The organism is Shinella sp. 1A1, assembly GCF_055379515.1.
In genome coordinates this window covers 892,774-911,591 of sequence record NZ_AP039671.1, presented here as the reverse complement: position 1 = coordinate 911,591, position 18,818 = coordinate 892,774, and the positions used below count along the sequence as shown (strand labels likewise).

The window sequence follows — 18,818 nt, the reverse complement described above, 5'->3', positions numbered from 1 at the left end:
CCGCATGAATACTCTATCTCTTTGTTTTCATGCGAGGGCGGGCGTAACGGCTTCGCATGCCGCACGAAATTGCTCTAGTCTGCCTCCAGATCAGGAGGCCTGTGCATGACGAACGATACCAGCCACTTCCTTTCCGCACCGGACGGGCTGCAACTGCATGCTCGCGACTACCCGCCCGCGCCGGGAGGGGAAAGACGCCTCCCCGTCATCTGCCTGCCGGGACTCAGCCGCAACGCCCGGGATTTCCACCCATTCGCCACGCTTCTCTCGCAGGACGCGACCTTGCCCCGTCGGGTCGTCGCGCTCGACTATCGCGGCCGGGGACTTTCCGCCTGGGATAACGATGCCGCCAACTATAATGTCGTTATCGAATGCCGCGACGTCATCGCCGCATGCGCCGCGCTCGGCATATCGCGCGCGATCTTCGTCGGCACCTCCCGCGGTGGCCTCATCCTGCATGTCATGGCGGCAACACAGCCGGACCTCATCGACGCCGCAGTCCTCAACGACATAGGGCCGGCAATCGAGGCCGAGGGACTGAAGGAAATTCGCGACTATCTTGCGAACCGCGCCTTCCCGGCCACCTTCGAAGACGCCGCCGACGCGCTCAAACGCATCCACGGCCCCACCTTCCCCGCCCTTTCCCGGGCGGATTGGCTCGATATGGCCCACGCCATCTATAGAGAGACGAACGGCCGCATCGCCGCCGATCACGATCCCCGGCTGGCCGACCAGTTGCAGGCCGTGGATTTCAGCCAGCCTCTGCCGACGCTATGGCCGCAATTCGCTCTTCTGGCGGAACGGCCCCTGTTCGTGGTGCGGGGAGAACATTCGAGGCTGTTCTCGACGGAAACCATGGCGCGCATGAAGGCGAAGGCCCCGAATCTGGAGACGGCTACCGCCGAAGGCCAGGGTCATGCCCCACTGCTTCATCACCGCAGCCTGTTTCCGCGGATACAGGCTTTCCTGAATCACCGGCCGTAAGAAGGCAGCCTTTTCCAAAAAGCAGGCTGAATAGAAAAACCCGCAGCCTCAGGGAGGCTGCGGGTCATTCATCTGATTATGAAATCAGATTAGAAGTTGCGCTGCAGACGCAGGAAGCCGCTAACTTCGTCGTCACCGTTGTCCGGATCGGTGTAGTTAACCGTTGCCTTGACAGCGAGGTTTTCGACAACCTGGTAGTCGACCGTCAGGCCAACGCGCCATGCGTCGTTGCCCTTTACGAGCTCGTAGTCGCCGAAGTACTGGGCGCCGGGCGTGATCGACAGCTTGTCGGTTGCCTTGAACGAGTAGTCAGCAGCAACGCTCCACTTGGCGGCGTCGTAGTAGGCGTTCTGGCCGCTTGCATAGAGGCCCATCAGTTCGAAGGTGCCCGGACCGACTTCAGCCGAGAGCCAAGCGCGGACTGCGCCTTCTTCAGCAGCGTTGTCGTATGCGCCGAGCAGTTCGAAGTTCACGCCACCGAGGGTCGCTGCAACCATGCCGGAAACGCCGACATTGTTGTGCGTGATTTCAGTGCCGACTACCGAGTCATAGTAGTCCGGAATTTCGTCAACGGCCAGACCGGCGCGGAAGGTACCGCCGTCATAGACGTAGCGAACCGAGGTGAAACGGGTGACGTTCGACGCCGTTTCGGTTTCGCCGATCATGTCGTTATCCCACCAGTTCAGGAAGGTACCGGCACGGAAGCCACCGAGTTCGATATAGGCTTCATCGAAATAGAGGTTCGAAGAGCCGCTGCCGACCGCGTCAACACGGAAGTCGGGAGCCAGCAGACCGTTGTCGCCATAGGCAGAGTTGCCAGCTTCACCCTGAACGGTGATGACGCTCGTGAGCGTGCCGAGTTCCGTGTCGGACTTGGCTTCAACGGCCAGGTGACCACGGGTCCAGGTGTTCCAGTCAGAACGGCCGAATTCGCCACGACCGAAGTCGGTCTGGAAACGAACGTAACCGCCGATCTTGAGGCAGGTTTCGGTGCCCGGGATGTAGAAGAAGCCGGTGCCGAACGCGTCGCAGACGCGAACGTATTCCATCGGCTCGGGTTCGGCAGCAACGATAGCGTCGGCGGCCTGTGCGCCGGAAACTGCTGCGAGAGCCGCAGCGGAGCCGATGAGAAGGCTCTTGATGTTCATTTCTGACCTCCAGTCAAAAAGTTTCAAACGGGTCTGGGTTTTTTGCTGAAGGACAGCGTTCCCTGCCCCATCCCCAAGTTCAGGAAGCGGACGATCAACCGCCCCTGCTTCCGAAGCTGAAAATACAAGACGCGTTTCCGTAAGCAATCACCAAACTGAAACGAGAGGGGGTTTGCGTCAGCCTTCGCCCCGCGCTGTTGCGCAAAGGACACAAAACGGCAGGTAGGATCGCTAAAAGTTTATGGATTCTTAACAAAACACCTTATGAAGCGGGCACTTAGCGGGCGCCCGACTATCATATGGCATGCCACAAACCCGGCGAGAAGCGGGCAAATGCGGCCCCGCAAGGTGGCGGTGAAGCGTTTTTAGCGCGGCGGTTCAGCTCCGACCCCGCCCTTTTCATGCGGACCGGAAGAGAATCGCTGTCGTCATTTACCTGTTCGATTCGCCCGACTCGGCGCGCCAGCAATCATCGATTGGCCGAGTTGCGTTGCATCGGTATGGAGGCCATGGCGTCCTTATTCCGGTTGACGGCGACGCATCGGGCTATCATGACGTCGGCCTTCCGCCAAGCGCAAGGCACATACACTCACTCACGCCCACTCTATATATAGGCACCTTGATTACAGCTCCGCCAAAACCCACGCAGGGCTCTTTGACTGGGGGGCGAAGTGAACACCGCGAGTCTTCTTATCGGCTCCGCTGCGGTTCGCGGAGGTTTCCGGTGCACAGGCCGCCGACGCTATCGTTGCTGCTGAGCCTGAGCCGATGGAATACCTTCGCGTCTGCGACGCGTTCGGCACCGAAACATGCCTCGAGATCGGCGGTTACGTTCTCGACATCTGCGTGCCGATCCTCGAGCGCGCCGCTCGAACGAAGACGGCTTGACGGCCGGATTTACTCCGCCGGCGCCGGATTGCATTCGGCGCCGGCGATGCCGACTACCCACGAGAATCAGATAAAATGACAAGCTGCGGCGAGCATCTTCGGCTTTCAAGCCGGCTTCGTTTCCAGTCGCAGCGTCAGCGTCCCGGGCGGCGCACGGATGGGAAAAAAGCACTGCGGAAAGCTTGCGGAAACAGGCCGAGAAACAATAGCTTGCGCCCTCTTTTTCGTCGGGTCGGCCTCCGCTGTTGAAATTCAGAATATTGTCGCAAGAACCGAAAAAAGCCTTGCAATCTCAGTCCATGCCGCATAGTGAAACCGCGAGCGGAGAGGTGGCCGAGTGGTCGAAGGCGCTCCCCTGCTAAGGGAGTATACCGGAAACGGTATCGAGGGTTCGAATCCCTTCTTCTCCGCCAGTTCCCCCTACTCTTTCCTTTATTTCATATTCCAGGCGTCCGCAGTCGCTTGCTCGCGCAAGCCGCTACGCGGTTACCGTTCGACATGAAAAGCCGCCGGAAACGGTCGTTTCCAGCGGCTTTGCTCTGTGTACCGGCGCGGCTCAGGTGCGGGCGGCGAGGCGGTCGATGGCGTTCTGCGTCGAAGCGCCGAAATCGCCGTCGACGGGGCCGTTGTAGTAGCCGCGGTCACGCAGGATCTGTTGGAACTCCTTGCGGAACTGCGGCGTGAAGTTCGCCGGAGAGCCCTTGAGCTCCTGCAGCTTGCCCTGATCGCCGCCCTCCACGCTGGCAGCAGCCCAGCGGGCGGCCTCCTTGGCATTGGCGCGGGTGCCGAGGCCCTGGTCGTAGAGGCGCGAGAGATTGCCCATGGCATAGGTATTGCCACCGTTGGCCGCCTTCTCGTACCAGTTCAGGGCTTCGACATAGTCCTGCTTCACGCCGTTGCCGGCGTCATAGAGCCAGCCGAGCGAGGCCATGGAATAGTAGTCGTTGAAGGCCGCGGCCTTCTCGTACCACTTGCGCGCCTCGACATAATCGACCGCAACGCCGAGGCCGGACTGGTAGGCATAGCCGACCGAGGACATGGCGTTGATGTCGCCGCCTTCCGCGCCCTTCTTGTACCAGTCGAGCGAGATGTTGTGGTCGCGCGGCGTGCCGAGGCCTTCGCGGTAGAACCAGCCCATCGTGGCCTGCGCGTTGGCATAGCCCTGTTCGGCGGCCTTGCGATACCACTTGATCGCCTCGTCATAGTCCTTGCGCGTGCCGTTGTAGCCTTCGCGGTAGAGCCAGCCGAGGGACGCCTGGGCATAGGCATTGCCGGCATTGGCGGCCTGCTCGAACATGCGCGTGCCCTTGCCCATGTCGACAGCGCCGTCCGTGCCGTAGATCGAATACCAGGCAAGGTTGGTCAGCGCGTAGAGGTTCCCCGCATCGGCCGCCTTCTGGTAATTCTCGCGCGCCTGCGGATAGTTGCGCGCGGCATCATGGGCGCGGCCCAGCATGTTGCGAATCGAATTGTCCGAGGGGTTGGCGCTCAGCGCCGCCTCGCAGACCGGTATAGCCCGGCCATAGTCGATCTGCGCGAAGAGCTTGCCGACGAAGCCCGGACGGACATTCGGCTCGCCCGCCAGCTCGTAGCACTGCTCGGCCTCCGAGCCGCTGAGGGCGACAGTCGACTGGCCCGTCGTCGTGACGGTCGAGGTGCCGGCGCTCGACAGCGTGCTGTCGTTGCGGCCGGTTGCCAGCTTTTCGATCGCGGCCATGGTGGCCGGGCCGAATTCGCCGTCGGACGCACCGCTGTAGTAGCCGCGCTCCTTCAGGAGATCCTGCATTTCCCGGCGGAAGGCGACGGTGAAGTTGCCGGGATTCTCCTTCAGCTCCTTCAGCTTGGTGGCATCGCCGCTCTCGATGCTGGCGGCGGCCCAGCGGACAGCCTCCTTCGCGTCGGACGGCGTGCCAAGGCCTTGGTCGTAGAGGCGCGAAAGGTTGCCCATGGCATAGGAACTGCCGGCATTGGCGGCCTTCTCGTACCAGTAGCGGGCCTCCACATAGTCCTGCTTCACGCCGTTGCCGACGTCATAGAGCCATGCGAGCGAGGCCATGGAATAGGCGTCGCCGATATTGGCGGCCTTTTCGTACCAGACCTTGGCCTCGCCGTAGTTCTGCGATGTGCCGAGGCCGTTCTGGTAGGCCCAGCCGAGCGAGGACATGGCGTTGGCATCGCCCGCATCGGCCGCCTTGCGGTACCAGGCAAGCGACTGGACATAATCCTGCGAGACGCCGAGGCCCTCGCGGTAGAACCAGCCCATCGTCGCCATGGCATTGGCATAGCCCTGGTTGGCGGACTGCTGGTACCACTTCAAGGCCTCGTTATAGTCCTGGCGGGTGCCGCCATAGCCTTCCCGGTACAGCCAGCCGAGCGAGGCCTGCGCATAGGAATTGCCGGCGATCGCCGCCTTCTCGAACATCGAGAGGCCCTTGGCCACGTCGACCGGCCCATCCGTGCCGTAGATCGAGAACCAGGCGAGGTTGGTGAGCGCGTACATGTTGCCGAGCTCGATGGCCTTCTCGTAGTTGCGCCGCGCCTCGACATAGTTGCGATCGGCATCGTGCGAGCGGCCGAGCAGATTCACCAGCATGCCGTCGGAAGGGTTCTCGTTGACGGCCTGCGCGCAGGCGGTGAGCGCCCGCTTGGCATCGATCTTCAGGAAGTTGACGCCCATGAAGCCGGGCAGCGACTGCGGCTCGCCGGCCAGGAGGAAGCAATCGCGCGAGGCGGCCGTTTCCTTGGCGGCGAGGTTGACGCTGAGGCCCTTCTTGGGCTCCAGCGCGGCGATCAGGTGTTCGGCGTCGCCGCGGTGCTGGCTGTCCGGATAGCGCTCGATGAAGCGTTGCAGGGCGGCCGCGTCGGTCGATTCCTTCAGCGCCTCCCAGGCGATGCTTGCCGCGTCCTGACCTTCGTTCTGGGTAGCCTCCTTGAGGCTGGCGAGCTTCTTTTCCGCCAGCATCTTGTAGACCGGGTCCTTGCCGTGCTTGGCGATGAAGGCGTTGATCAGGTCCTCGTCGGCAAGGTCGCGGATGTTCTGCCAGTCGGCGGCCGCCTCGGACTGGCCGTTCGGCGAGACTTCCTGCGTGTTGCCGCTGTTGGTGATGTTGATGTTCACTTCCTTGATATTCAGGAAGATCTGCGCGCCGCCGAGCGAACCGTAGACGAAGGGTTCCTGCTCGCGATTGGTCGCCTGCACCACCTCGTCGCGCACCTTGCCGAGCGCGATCCGCACGTCGAGGCCCGGCTCCGTGAGGTATTTCGCGAGCGCCGTGGCGAAGGGGCTGTTCCTGCCCTCCCCGTCCAGCGCCACCGTACCGGCCTTGGAGGCGAAGGCGATCAGCGTGTCGGCCGATTCGGGCTCGACGCGGGCAAGGCCGCGGCTGACGGCGCGCGTGCCGATGGAGCGCGTCATGGAGGCGGCGAAGGGATTGTTGCGGCAGGCGTCGAGAATGAAGAGCTTCAGCTTCTTGGCGCCTTCCAGCGAGCGCTGGACGCGGTCGATGGCGACGCTCTCGTCCTCGACGTCGCGGTCGCTCCTCAGCGCCGCGTCGACGGGGATCAGGTAATTGACCCCGTTCATCTCCATCGCATGGCCGGAATAGTAGACCACGGCCATTTCCGCATCGATGGATTCGTCCTCGAAATCGCGCAACGCCTTGACCATGGCGGCGCGGTCGAGATCGAAGACGGTCTTCACGGAATCAAAGCCCGCTTCCTGGAACGAGGCGCGCATCAGCTCCACGTCGTTCGCAGGATTGTTGAGCGGTGCGGTTTCCTCGTATTTCTGATTGCCTATCAGCAGCGCCACGCGTTTGGCCTCTGCGGCGCCCGCGTTGAACACAACGACAGCAATCGAGACAAGGAAAACCGGCGCCCAGCGTTTCGGTAGTCGCTTGAACATGCCTATCCCTCCGGCATTATTGCCGAGAGTATTACGTATGGGATTGGTCGTTTCAATGCGTGGCCGGCCGGATTTTTTTGAACCCGGCCGCCGAAAACTCACGCAGAGGCGATCTCCACCCAGCGTCCCTCGCGGAACGACCGCGCCATGGCGTGCACGGATTGTTCGATGCGCAGACCATGATTGAAATCAATGGAATGCGAGGCCATGCCGGCGATTGCGGCGATCAGCTCGCGGCATTCGATGACCTTGAGATCGTTGAAACCGAGGCCGTGGCCGGGCGCCGGGATGAAGCGGTCATAGGGCCTGTGGTGCGGCGCGGTCAGGACTGTGGAAAAGCCCTGCTCGGTGGCGCGGCCTTCGGTCGTGTAGAGCTGGAACTCGTTCATGCGCTCCTGGTCGTAGAGGATCGAGCCCTTCGAGCCGTAGATCTGCAGGGCGATGCGGCCCTTGCGGCCCCAGGCGGAGCGGTTGGCCATCAGCACGCCGGAAATGCCGCCGGGAAGGCGCATCAGGACGCTGGCGATATCGTGATTCTCGACGGCGCGGCGGCCGCCTTCCTTCAGCGGGCGCTCGGCATAGGGTTTGGCCAGCGAGGCGATGACGGCCTCGACATGGCCGAAGAGGCTCCAGAGCAGCGAAAGCGGGTGCACCGCGAAATCGTCGAGCGCGCCGTAGCCGGAGGATGCCTCGCTCTTCCAGTAGAAGGGTGCGTCCGGATCGGCCATGAAGTCCTCGTCCATCTCGATGCGGACATGGTTGACCGTGCCGATGCGGCCCTCGTCGAGCAGCAGGCGGATGTGCCGCATCACCGGGTTCTGGATGTAATTGTAGCCCATGACGGCCACCTTGCCGGAGGCGCGCTGGGCGGCGAGCATGCGCTCGGCATCGGCGAAGGCGGGCGCCATCGGCTTCTCGCACCAGACATGCTTGCCGGCCTCGAGCGCGGCGATGGCCATCTCGGCATGGAACTGGTTCGGCGTGGTGACGGAAATGACATCGATCTCGGGATCGGACAGAAGGTCGCGCCAGTCGGCGGTGGATCTGGCGAAGCCGAATTCGCGGGCGCGGCTTGCCGCCAGTTCCGCATTGGCCTCGGCGAGATGCACGAGGCGCGGGCGCTCGACGTCGCCGAAGACGGTGCTGACATTGTTCCAGGCGAGCGCGTGGCACTTGCCCATGTAACCCGTGCCGATCAGTCCGATACCCAAGGCCTTCATGACAATCCTCCATCGTCTCCGGCCCTCGCAAAACCGCTACGCAGTTTCGCAAGAGTTGATATACCTCGCGCTGAGGGCGCGCCTTGCGCCATCCATAGCGGGAAAGATTTGGAACGAAAACTATCTTTTCCGACGATATGGAATATTTATTTCATTTGTCGCAGAATGGCCGCACGAGGAGAACAGATCCATGAACAGCAGCGAAGCGGCCCTTACGCGCGTGCCCCGCGATTTCGACAGCCTGCGCAGCGTCATCATCGAGCGCAAGGCGACCATGCCGAAGCGGCTGGCGCAGGTGGCGGCCTATGCGCTTTCCAACCCGGACGATATGGCCTTCGGGACGGCGGCGAGCATCGCAACGGCGGCCGACGTGCAGCCCTCCACGCTGGTGCGCCTTGCCCACCACCTCGGCTACGAGGGCTTTTCCGACCTCCAGAACGTCTTTCGCGCACGCCTGCGCGACCGGACGCTTTCCTATGAGGAGCGCATGCTCTCGCTGGAGGCGGGGCCGGCGGCCAACAGCGACGCGGAACTGCTCTCCGGCTTCCTGACGGCGGCGAGCCAGTCGGTGGCACGGCTCGCCGGCACCATCGACGGCGAGACCTTCTCCAAGGCCGTCGACCTGCTCGCCCGGGCGGAGACCATCTATCTCGTCGCCAAGCGGCGCTCCTATCCGCTGACGGCGCATATCGCCTATGCCTTCGGCAAGCTCGGCATCCGCCACCAGATCATCGCCTCGCCGAACGGCATCGATCCCGAAATGACGCAGTTCGCAACGACCCGGGACGCCGTGATCGCCGCAAGCTTCGCGCCCTATGCCGCCGAAAGCCTGACGCAGGCGCAGGAGCTCGCCGCCCGGGGCGTGCCCATCGTCGCCATCACCGATTCCGTCTTCTCCCCCCTCGCCGCCTCCGCCACCCACTGGTTCGAAGTGTCGGAGGCCGATTATGCCGGCTTCCGCTCGCTTTCCGCCTCCATCGCGCTCGCCATGGCGCTGCCGGTCGCCATCGCGGAGCGGCGGCGCAGCCTCAAGCGCTCACCCAAAGGGAATGCTGTGGAATAGAAACGGAATGTATATTCCGAATTGACAGAATAATGGAATTCATGTTTCATTTTCCCGAAATCCGCCGCGCATCCACGACGGCGCCGCAAGACCGGGAGGAAGACATGCCCCATACCGACCAGACGAAGACGCTGGACGTCATCACGATCGGCCGTTCGTCCGTCGACCTCTACGGCCAGCAGCTCGGCACGCGCCTGGAAGACACGGCCTCCTTCGCGAAATCGGTCGGCGGCTGCCCCGCCAATATCGCCATCGGCACCGCCCGCCTCGGCCTCAGGTCCGCGCTCATCACCCGCGTCGGCGACGAGCAGATGGGCCGCTTCATCCGCGAGCAATCCGCCCGCGAAGGCGTCAATGTCGAAGGCATCCGGACAGACAGGGAGCGCCTGACGGCGCTCGTGCTGCTCGCCATCGAATCCGAGGGCGTTTCGCCGATGATCTTCGTGCGCACCGACTGCGCCGACATGGCGCTCGACGAGGGCGACGTGGACGAGGCCTTCGTGCGCTCCTCGCGCGCCGTGCTGGTTTCCGGCACGCATTTCTCCCGTCCCAACACCGAGGCCGCGCAGCGCAAGGCGATCCGCATCGCCAGGGAGAGCGGTGGCAAGGTCGTCTTCGACATCGACTATCGTCCGAACCTCTGGGGCCTTGCCGGCCATGCCGAGGGTTTCGAGCGCTATGTGAAGTCCGACCGCGTCTCGGCCATCATGAAATCCGTATTGCCGGATTGCGACCTGATCGTCGGCACCGAGGAGGAGATCATGATCGCCTCGGGCGCGGACGACGTGCTCGCCTCGCTGAAGGCGATCCGCGCGGTCTCCGCCGCCACAATCGTCCTGAAGCGCGGCGCGATGGGCTGCATCGTCTATGACGGCCCGATCTCCGACGACCTGGAAGACGGCGTGGTGGGCCAGGGCTTTCCCATCGAGGTCTATAACGTGCTCGGCGCGGGGGATGCCTTCATGTCCGGCTTCCTTCGCGGCTGGCTTACTGGCGAGGACCATGCGACCTCCGCCACCTGGGCCAATGCCTGCGGCGCCTTCGCCGTCTCGCGCCTGCTCTGCTCGCCGGAATATCCGAGCTGGGAGGAGCTGGAATTCTTCCTGAAGAACGGCAGCAAGCACCGGGCGCTGCGCAAGGACGAGGCGATCAACCACATCCATTGGGCGACGAACCGCAAGCAGGGCGACATTCCGCTCCTCATGGCGCTCGCCTGCGACCATCGCATGCAGCTCGTCGACGTCGCCGACGAACTCGGCGTGCCGCACGAAAAGATTTCTGAATTCAAGCGCCTCACCGTGGAAGCCGCCGCGCGGGTGGCCGGGGGACGGCCGGGCTATGGCATGCTGATCGACGAGCGCTTCGGGCGCGACGCCTTCTTCGACGCCGCCACCAAGGATTTCTCCTGGCTCGGCCGGCCGGTCGAGCTGCCGGGCTCCAAGCCGCTGCGCTTCGAATTCAGCCAGGATATCGGCTCGCAGCTCGTGGAATGGCCGCTCGACCATTGCATCAAGTGCCTGTGCTTCTACCATCCCGACGATCCGGCCGCGCTCAAGCAGGAGCAGCAGGAGAAGCTGCGCACGCTCTTCGAGGCGGCGCGCCGCGTTGGGCGTGAGCTGCTGGTCGAGATCATCGCCGGCAAGAACGGGCCGCTCAAGGACGATACGATCTCCACCGCGTTGCAGGAGCTCTACGATCTCGGCATCAAGCCGGACTGGTGGAAGCTGGAGCCGCAGGCCTCCCCGGAGGCATGGCGGAACATCGAGGCGGTGATCGCCCGGAACGATGCCTATTGCCGCGGCATCGTGCTGCTCGGGCTGGAAGCGCCGACCGAGGACCTCATCAAGGCCTTCGAGGCGACGAAGGTGGCGCCGGCCGTCAAGGGCTTTGCCGTCGGCCGCACGATCTTCGCGGACGCCGCCCGCGCCTGGATGGCCGGCAGGATGGACGACGAGGCGGCCATCGCCGACATGGCCGGCCGCTTCCGCACGCTGACCGACGCATGGCTCGGCACGCGCGGACTGTAAGACAGAGAATTTGGGAGGAAGACCATGGCAAAGACGATCCGGCTGACGATGGCGCAGGCCGTCGCGCATTTCCTGAAGGCGCAGATGACCGTCGTGGACGGCAGGAAGGTGCCGATCTTCGCCGGTGTCTGGGCCATTTTCGGCCATGGCAACGTCGCGGGCATGGGCGAGGCGCTCTACCAGGTGCGCGAGGAGCTGCCGACGCTGCGCGCCCATAACGAGCAGGGCATGGCGCATGCCGCCGTCGCCTTCGCCAAGGCGAGCTTCCGCCAGCGCTTCATGGCCTGCACGACCTCCATCGGCCCCGGCGCGCTCAACATGGTGACGGCCGCCGGCGTCGCGCATGTCAATCGCCTGCCCGTCCTGTTCCTGCCCGGCGATGTCTTCGCCAACCGCATTCCCGACCCGGTGCTCCAGCAGATCGAGAATTTCGGCGACGGCACCGTTTCGGTCAACGACGCCTTCCGCTGCGTCTCGCGCTATTTCGACCGCATCACCCGCCCCGAGCAGATCATCCCGGCGCTGAAGCGCGCCATGCAGGTGTTGACCGATCCCGTCGATTGCGGCCCGGTGACGCTCTCGCTCTGCCAGGACGTGCAGGCGGAAGCCTACGACTATCCGGCGAGCCTCTTCGAAGAGAAGGTCTGGACGCAGCGCCGCCCGCGCCCGGACAGCGACGAGCTGGCCGCCGCCATCGAGGCGCTGAGGAAAGCGGAAAAGCCGCTGATCCTTGCCGGCGGCGGCGTGCTCTATTCGCAGGCAACCGCCGAACTGAAGGCATTCGCCGAGCGCCACGGCATTCCCGTCGCCGTCACCCAGGCGGGCAAGTCGGCGATCCCGGACGACCATCCGCTCTGCATGGGCTCCATCGGCGTCACCGGCACCTCCGCCGCCAATGCCTTTGCCGAGGAGGCGGACGTCATCCTCGCCGTCGGCACGCGCATGCAGGATTTCACGACCGGTTCCTGGGCGCTCTTCAAGAATGAGAAGCTGAAGATGATCGGCCTCAACACCGTCGCCTTCGATGCTACCAAGCATGACAGCCAGCCACTCGTTTCCGACGCCCGCGAGGGGCTGACGCTGCTTTCCGAAGCGCTCGGCGGCTGGAAGGCCCCGGCCTCCGTGGAAGCCTCGGCCAGGGCCCGCAAGGCCGAATGGATGGCGGCGGCGAACCGGGCGACCGCGCCGACCAATGCCGACCTTCCCTCCGACGCGCAGGTCATCGGCGCGGTGCAGCGCACCATCGGCGGGGCGAATTCCGTGCTCGTCTGCGCGGCCGGCGGCCTTCCGGGCGAATTGCACAAGCTCTGGCAGGCGGTGAAGCCCGGCGGCTACCACATGGAATATGGCTTTTCCTGCATGGGCTACGAGATCGCCGGGGCGCTCGGCGTCAAGCTGGCGCGGCCGGAGGCGGATGTCGTCGTCATGGTCGGCGACGGCTCCTACATGATGATGAATTCCGAGCTTTCCACCTCGATCATGCTCGGCAAAAAATTGACCGTCGTCGTGCTCGACAACCGCGGCTACGGCTGCATCAACCGCCTGCAGATGGGCACCGGCGGCGCCAACTTCAACAACCTGCTGAAGGACGCGATGATCGAGACCATGCCGGACATCGACTTCCGCGCCCATGCCGAAAGCATGGGGGCCGTCGCCGTCAAGGTCTCCTCCATCGCCGACTTGGAAACGGCCATCGAGGAAAGCAAGGCGAACGACCGTACCTCGGTCATCGTCATCGACACCGATCCGCTGATCACCACGCAGGAAGGCGGCCACTGGTGGGACGTCGCCGTGCCGGAGGTGAGCCCCCGGGCCGAGGTCAACAAGGCGCGCGAGGCCTATGTGAAGGCCCGCGCGGCGCAGAGCCTCGGGTAGGATACAGCCAATGCCCCTCTCCTCCTCTCCTTCATCCTCGGATCAAGCCCGAGGATGAAGGAGGAAAGGCAGAGAGATAATGATATCGGAAGGCCGTTTGCCTTCCCCAAGGAGATCCAGATGAAAGCCAAACTCGGCATGTCGCCCATCGCCTGGTGGAACGACGACCTTCCTGAACTCAGCGACGATGTCTCGCTTGAGGAGTGCCTTCGCCAGTCGCGCAGCGCCGGCTTTACCGGCATGGAACAGGGCCGCCGCTTCCCCGGCACGCCCGAGGAGATGCTGCCGATCCTGCGCGCGGCAGATGTGACGCTGTGCGGCGGCTGGTTCTCGGGCACGCTGGTCGATGAAGAGCTTGCCGCCAACAAGGACCGCATCGCGCCGATGATCGAGCTGTTCAAGGCCGTCGATGCGCCCTGCATCGTCTACGGCGAGGTCGGCCGTTCCATCCAGGGCGACCGCTCGAAGCCGCTCGCCACCAAGCCGCGCCTTTCCGACGACGAGATGAAGGCCTATGGCCGCAAGCTCACAGAATTCGGCGAATGGTGCGCGGAACAGGGCATGCCCCTCTCCTACCATCACCACATGGCCGCCGTCGTGGAGACCGAGCCGGAGCTCGACGCCTTCATGAAGGCCTCCGGCGAAGGCATTCCGCTGCTGCTCGATGCCGGGCACCTCGCCTTTGCCGGCGGCGACGTGCTGCGCGCCATCGGCAACCACCATGCCCGCATCAACCACGTCCATGTGAAGGACATCCGCCGGTCCGTGGTCGACGGCCTTGATCGCAGCCGGCAATCCTTCCTCGACGCGGTGGCGCTCGGCGCCTTCACCGTGCCGGGCGACGGCTCGCTCGATTTCGGCGCCATCGTGCAGAAGCTGGCCGATTACGGCTATGAAGGCTGGTTCGTCGTGGAAGCCGAGCAGGACCCGCGCAAGGCGCCGCCGCAGAAAATGGCCGAGATCGGTCATAAGGAACTGATGCGCGTCATGACCGCCGCGGGTTATACCGTGGAGACGGAAGGTTTCCCGAAGGGCTGAACCCTGCCGGACGCCGAATGAAAGGAACATGCCCATGCCGAACCTCCTCGTAAAACCGAACGGCACCCATGGCCGCGTCAGCCATGTGACGCCCGAAAGCGCCGGCTGGACCTATGTCGGCTTCGACCTGCACCGCATGAAGCCCGGCGAGATCGTCGCGGCGGAAACGGGAAGCCGCGAGGTCTGCCTCGTCTGGATCTCCGGCAAGGGCAAGGCGACCGCGGGCGGCAAGGATTTCGGCGTCCTCGGCGAGCGCATGAACCCCTTCGAGGGGGCGCCGCATGCGCTCTACATCCCCGCCGATTCCAACTGGTCGGTGACGGCGGAGACCGACCTGGAGCTCGCCGTCTGCTCGGCACCGGGCGGCGGCGATCACGAGGCGAAGGCCATTCCGCCGGGCACCCATCCGAAGCTTTCGCGCGGCAAGGGCTCGAATGTCCGCCACGTCTACAACATCATGCCGGAAGACGATAATTCGGCCCATTCGCTGCTCGTGGTCGAGGTCATCACCCCGAGCGGCAACACCTCGTCCTATCCCTCGCACAAGCACGACCGGGACGACCTGCCGAACGAAAGCCTGCTGGAAGAGACCTACTACCACCGCATCAACCCGCCGCAGGGCTTCGCCTTCCAGCGCGTCTACACGGACGACCGCTCGCTCGACGAGGCGGTGGCGGTGGAGGACGGCGACGTGACGCTGGTGCCGAAGGGCTACCACCCCTGCGCCACCATCCACGGCTACGATCTCTACTATCTCAACGTGATGGCGGGGCCGAAGCGGGTATGGAAGTTCCACAACGCGAAGGAGCATGAGTGGCTGCTGGGGTGAGCCCTGGCGAGGCCGTTGTCTGACCGCCTCCGTTCGAACGGGGCGGCCCGATGTTCAACACATCACGCCGCCGGTGCCGGTTGCCCCTCATCCGCCTGCCGGCCCTTCTTCCCGCAAGCGGGGAGAAGGGATATGCCGCGCCGTTTTTCCCGATCAATGACCTGCGTGGGGCAAGTCCCCTCTCTCCGCTTGCGGGGAGAGGGTTAGGGTGAGGGGCGAATGGAAAAGAATGGCGCAGCGCCGCCTACCGCTTCCACTTCCGCGTCAAACCCCACGCCCTGGCGATCTCCAGCGTCGACGAGAACCCCGCCTCCAGCATGAACGGCTCGGCGGATACCGCATGGCCGCCGCCCTCGCCGGGAAGCACCGGCGTGCCGTGGCCCATGCCGTCGATCTCGTGGAAGGTGACGAGGGGCTTGCCGTCCTTGTCGGGCCAGATGCGCGTGCGGCGGCCCTTCATGCGCTTTTCCACGAAGGCGTCCTTCGGCAGGCGGTAGAGGTCGCGCCATTGCTCGACGAGGGCGAGGCCGTTGGAAAGGGAGACGGTTTCGTCGGCCGTGCCGTGCCAGATCGAGATGGCGGGCTTGCGGGGGATGCGGGGAGAAATCTTGCGGACGAGGTCGGCCCATTCGCGGGCGGTGCGCTCCGGGGCCTCCTTCATGGCGTCGAAGGCGCGGGTGGCGTCGCGCGCCGCGCCGAAGGGAAGACCCGCGATGATCGCGCCGCCGGCGAAAAGCTCGGGATAGTTGGCCAGCATCGCGGCCGTCATCGCACCGCCGGCGGAAAGGCCGGTGATGAAGATGCGCTGCGGGTCGCTGCCCGCCTGTTCGGCGGCATGGGCCACCATCTGGCGGATCGACATCAGTTCGCCGCGGTCGCGCGTCACCTCGCTCGGGCGGAACCAGGTGAAGCAGAGCCGCGGATTGTTCGCCTCGCGCTGCTGGGCATAGACGACGGCAAAGCCGCGCTCGTCTGCGAGCGACGCCCAGCCGGCGGCACGGTCGTAGCTTTCGGCATCCTGCTGGCAGCCGTGCAGCACCAGAACGAGCGGCCGCCCGGCGGGCAGGCCTTCGGGAATATGCGCGAACATGCGCAGACAGCCGGGATTGCTGCCGAAATCCGTGACCTCGACAAGCGGCGAGCCGCCTGCCGGACGACGGCGGGTGGCGGGCGTCTTGCGCTCGGGTGTGCGGTGGAAGGGCCAGAGCAGGTCGCCCAGCCGCGCCTCGGTCGGCAGCAGCCGCTCGACCGACCTCTTGAAGCGGTCTCGCATGCCCGGCCTCTCTTTCGTGGAATTGCTCATCGTCAGGCTACATGCGCCTCGTGAAGGACAGGATCAAGGCAGAAGGGGCGAATTTGCGGGGGATGGCTCATTCTCCGGGCTCATGAGGGCATTCATAAATAGCCAAAGCGTTCGCCCCTCGCTTTCGTTCCCGCCCTTTCGGATGAAGGCAAGCTGATGTAGCACTTCTGCAACGACAAAACCGCGACAGGATGGAAGCAATGAGCGAGCACCACGGCGTCACTCCGGAACAGGCCCGCGCCAAGATGGCGCCCTTCGACTGGGCCGACCCCTTCCTCCTTGAGGACCAGCTGACCGACGAAGAGCGCATGATCCGCGATACGGCCCGCGCCTATTGCCAGGACAAGCTGGCCTCGCGCGTCACCGAGGCGAACCGCCACGAGATCTTCCACCGCGAGATCATGAGCGAGATGGGCGAACTCGGCCTGCTCGGCCCGACGATCCCCGAGGAATACGGCGGCGTCGGCGCCAACTACGTCTCCTACGGCCTCGTCGCCCGCGAAGTCGAGCGCGTCGATTCCGGTTACCGCTCGGCCATGTCCGTGCAGTCCTCCCTCGTCATGCACCCGATCTTCGCCTACGGCACGGAAGAGACCCGCAGGAAGTATCTCCCCAAGCTCGCCTCCGGCGAATGGGTCGGTTGCTTCGGCCTCACCGAGCCGGACCATGGTTCTGACCCCTCCTCCATGATCACCCGCGCCAAGAAGGTCGACGGTGGCTACCTGATCTCGGGCGCCAAGAACTGGATCACCAATTCGCCGATCGCCGATGTCGCGGTCGTCTGGGCCAAGTCCGACGCGCATGACGGCAAGATCAAGGGCTTCGTGCTGGAACGCGGCATGAAGGGCTTCGAGACGCCGAAGATCGAGGGCAAGTTCTCGCTGCGCGCCTCCGTCACCGGCATGATCATGATGCAGGACGTCTTCGTTCCCGAAGAAAACCTGCTGCTGGAAGTCGCCGGCCTTGCCGGCCCGTTCGGCTGCCTCAACCGCGCCCGCTACGGCATCGCCTGGGGCGCCATGGGCGCCGCAGAATTCTGCTGGCACGCCGCGCGCCAGTACACGCTTGATCGCAAGCAGTTCGGCAAGCCGCTCGCCGCCACCCAGCTCATCCAGAAGAAGCTGGCCGACATGGAAACCGAGATCGCGCTCGGCCTTCAGGGCGCGCTGCGCCTCGGCCGCCTGTTCGACGAGCACCGCGCCCCGGCCGAGTTGATCTCGCTGATGAAGCGCAACAATTGCGGCAAGGCGCTCGATATCGCCCGCGTTTCCCGCGACATGCACGGCGGCAACGGCGTCTCCGATGAGTACGGCGTCATCCGCCACGTCATGAACCTCGAAGCTGTCAACACCTATGAGGGCACGCACGACATCCACGCACTGATCCTCGGCCGCGCGCAGACGGGGCTCCAGGCGTTCCAGTAAGTCTTTCCCACCTTTACGGTTTCCGGCGGCCGCCCGCTAAAATGCGGGCGGCCGTTTTCATCTTTTATCCATCCCGTTTCGATACAGTCGAAACCCGGCAACAGAAGCGGGAGGGAACCATGCCCCTCGAAACCGTCCACGAGCAGCTTCGCCTGCGCCATCCCAAGCGCAGCTTCGTCCCGTATCGCCTCGACAAGCCCGGCTTCATCACCCCGATCGGCCATCACCTCAGCACGGCGCAGCGCTATACCTGCCTCGTGCGCAGCATTTCGAGCGCCGGCGCGGCGATCTCGATCAACAAGGCGCTGGAATTGCCCGAGAACTTCTATCTGGAGATCCAGGGCATCCGGGACGGCATCCCCTGCACGGAATTCAAGCGCGACGGCGAGGATATGACCGTGCGCTTCAACATGTTCCTCGACACGGATTTTCTCAATCTGGTGCTCGGCCGGACGGTCCCCGCGCAGGACGACTGAAGCGGCCTTCAGCAAAAATCCGGGCCGATAAATTTTTAAGCATTTGTTTCAGCGAAACAAAACGGTCCCCTGCGACACTTCGCCCATCTTCAGGACATGATGTCCCCCTACCGGGAGTATGGCAATGAGTTTGGGTGCCGATCCGCGCTCCACCGCGGGACTTTACGAGCGCAAGTGGGAGCGCTTTGCCGTGAACCGGCAGGGCATGCTGATGACGGTCGGCTTCGACCTCGCGGCGCCGAAGCTGCGAAGCTGCAAGCTCATCGACATTTCGCAGGGCGGCGCGAGCTTCGTCGTGTCCACCACGATCGGCCTTCCGCTGCATTATTATCTCTCCGTCGTCGGCGTCACCTCGCGCATCGGCTGCGCCGAGGTCTATCGCAACGACAGCCGCATCGGCGTGCAGTTCATCAAGGAAATCGACGAGGAGCTGCTCCACACCATCGTTCGCTCCGACTACTTTACCGGCGGCGTCAGCAACACCCGCCCGAAGCAGGAGGAGCGCCGCTACATGGCGGGCGTCGAAAGAGCCGGCCTCGGCTCGGCGGCCACCTGAGCGTTTCACCTTCCGCCATTATTGGATAGGGTGCCCGTGGAAGACCGATTCCGGCGGGCATTTCTCCGTCCGGCAGCCGGTTC

The 18,818-nt window shown here is 64.2% G+C and carries 13 protein-coding genes, 1 tRNA gene and 1 pseudogene; 11 read left to right on the top strand and 4 right to left on the bottom strand.

Annotated elements, in window-relative coordinates; all coding sequences use genetic code 11:
• The first annotated feature begins 105 nt into the window (after positions 1-105).
• On the top strand, positions 106-984 hold the full coding sequence (locus ACZ48C_RS04475) for an alpha/beta fold hydrolase (RefSeq protein WP_464782322.1): 879 nt from the start codon (positions 106-108) through the stop codon (positions 982-984).
• Between the two features lie 89 nt (positions 985-1,073).
• Here ACZ48C_RS04475 and ACZ48C_RS04470 read toward each other — a convergent pair whose 3' ends face one another.
• Entirely contained in the window at positions 1,074-2,132 is a 1,059-nt protein-coding gene (locus tag ACZ48C_RS04470) for a porin (protein ID WP_464782321.1), read from the bottom strand.
• Between the two features lie 671 nt (positions 2,133-2,803).
• Between ACZ48C_RS04470 and ACZ48C_RS04465 the strand changes: the two are divergent.
• Positions 2,804-2,966: pseudogene (locus ACZ48C_RS04465) on the top strand (porin); the annotation flags it as partial.
• Positions 2,967-3,343: 377 nt separating this feature from the next.
• A tRNA-Ser gene (locus tag ACZ48C_RS04460) sits at positions 3,344-3,433 on the top strand.
• 143 nt (positions 3,434-3,576) lie between these two features.
• Here the strand turns inward: ACZ48C_RS04460 and ACZ48C_RS04455 are convergent.
• Both ACZ48C_RS04455 and ACZ48C_RS04450 read right to left on the bottom strand, forming a co-directional pair.
• Positions 3,577-6,924, bottom strand: coding sequence for a caspase family protein (locus ACZ48C_RS04455; RefSeq protein ID WP_464782320.1), 3,348 nt, complete (start codon positions 6,922-6,924; stop codon positions 3,577-3,579).
• Between the two features lie 98 nt (positions 6,925-7,022).
• Positions 7,023-8,144 (bottom strand): Gfo/Idh/MocA family protein, encoded by a 1,122-nt coding sequence (locus tag ACZ48C_RS04450; RefSeq protein WP_464782319.1) that lies wholly within the window; start codon positions 8,142-8,144, stop codon positions 7,023-7,025.
• Between the two features lie 190 nt (positions 8,145-8,334).
• Here ACZ48C_RS04450 and ACZ48C_RS04445 point away from each other — a divergent pair, with 190 nt between their 5' ends.
• From ACZ48C_RS04445 to iolB, 5 genes are all read left to right on the top strand, one after another.
• Positions 8,335-9,207 (top strand): MurR/RpiR family transcriptional regulator, encoded by an 873-nt coding sequence (locus ACZ48C_RS04445; protein WP_119258855.1) that lies wholly within the window; start codon positions 8,335-8,337, stop codon positions 9,205-9,207.
• 104 nt (positions 9,208-9,311) lie between these two features.
• Positions 9,312-11,234, top strand: coding sequence for a bifunctional 5-dehydro-2-deoxygluconokinase/5-dehydro-2-deoxyphosphogluconate aldolase (locus ACZ48C_RS04440; protein WP_464782318.1), 1,923 nt, complete (start codon positions 9,312-9,314; stop codon positions 11,232-11,234).
• 24 nt (positions 11,235-11,258) lie between these two features.
• Positions 11,259-13,109, top strand: a complete 1,851-nt coding sequence (gene iolD, locus ACZ48C_RS04435) for a 3D-(3,5/4)-trihydroxycyclohexane-1,2-dione acylhydrolase (decyclizing) (RefSeq protein WP_464782317.1) — start codon at positions 11,259-11,261, stop codon at positions 13,107-13,109.
• Positions 13,110-13,229: 120 nt separating this feature from the next.
• On the top strand, positions 13,230-14,147 hold the full coding sequence (iolE, locus tag ACZ48C_RS04430; RefSeq protein WP_464782316.1) for a myo-inosose-2 dehydratase: 918 nt from the start codon (positions 13,230-13,232) through the stop codon (positions 14,145-14,147).
• A 34-nt stretch (positions 14,148-14,181) separates the two neighbouring features.
• Positions 14,182-14,976 (top strand): 5-deoxy-glucuronate isomerase, encoded by a 795-nt coding sequence (gene iolB, locus ACZ48C_RS04425; RefSeq protein WP_464782315.1) that lies wholly within the window; start codon positions 14,182-14,184, stop codon positions 14,974-14,976.
• Positions 14,977-15,220: 244 nt separating this feature from the next.
• On the opposite strand, the gene ACZ48C_RS04420 is transcribed toward iolB, so the two are convergent.
• Complete coding sequence (locus ACZ48C_RS04420; RefSeq protein WP_464782314.1) at positions 15,221-16,249, bottom strand: extracellular catalytic domain type 1 short-chain-length polyhydroxyalkanoate depolymerase; 1,029 nt, start codon at positions 16,247-16,249, stop codon at positions 15,221-15,223.
• 230 nt (positions 16,250-16,479) lie between these two features.
• Here ACZ48C_RS04420 and ACZ48C_RS04415 point away from each other — a divergent pair, with 230 nt between their 5' ends.
• The 3 genes from ACZ48C_RS04415 (at position 16,480) to ACZ48C_RS04405 (ending at position 18,735) form a co-directional block, all read left to right on the top strand.
• Positions 16,480-17,703 (top strand): acyl-CoA dehydrogenase, encoded by a 1,224-nt coding sequence (locus ACZ48C_RS04415; protein ID WP_464782313.1) that lies wholly within the window; start codon positions 16,480-16,482, stop codon positions 17,701-17,703.
• A gap of 119 nt (positions 17,704-17,822) precedes the next feature.
• Complete coding sequence (locus ACZ48C_RS04410; protein WP_464782312.1) at positions 17,823-18,179, top strand: hypothetical protein; 357 nt, start codon at positions 17,823-17,825, stop codon at positions 18,177-18,179.
• A gap of 124 nt (positions 18,180-18,303) precedes the next feature.
• Positions 18,304-18,735 (top strand): PilZ domain-containing protein, encoded by a 432-nt coding sequence (locus ACZ48C_RS04405; protein WP_464782311.1) that lies wholly within the window; start codon positions 18,304-18,306, stop codon positions 18,733-18,735.
• The last annotated feature ends 83 nt before the right edge of the window (positions 18,736-18,818 follow it).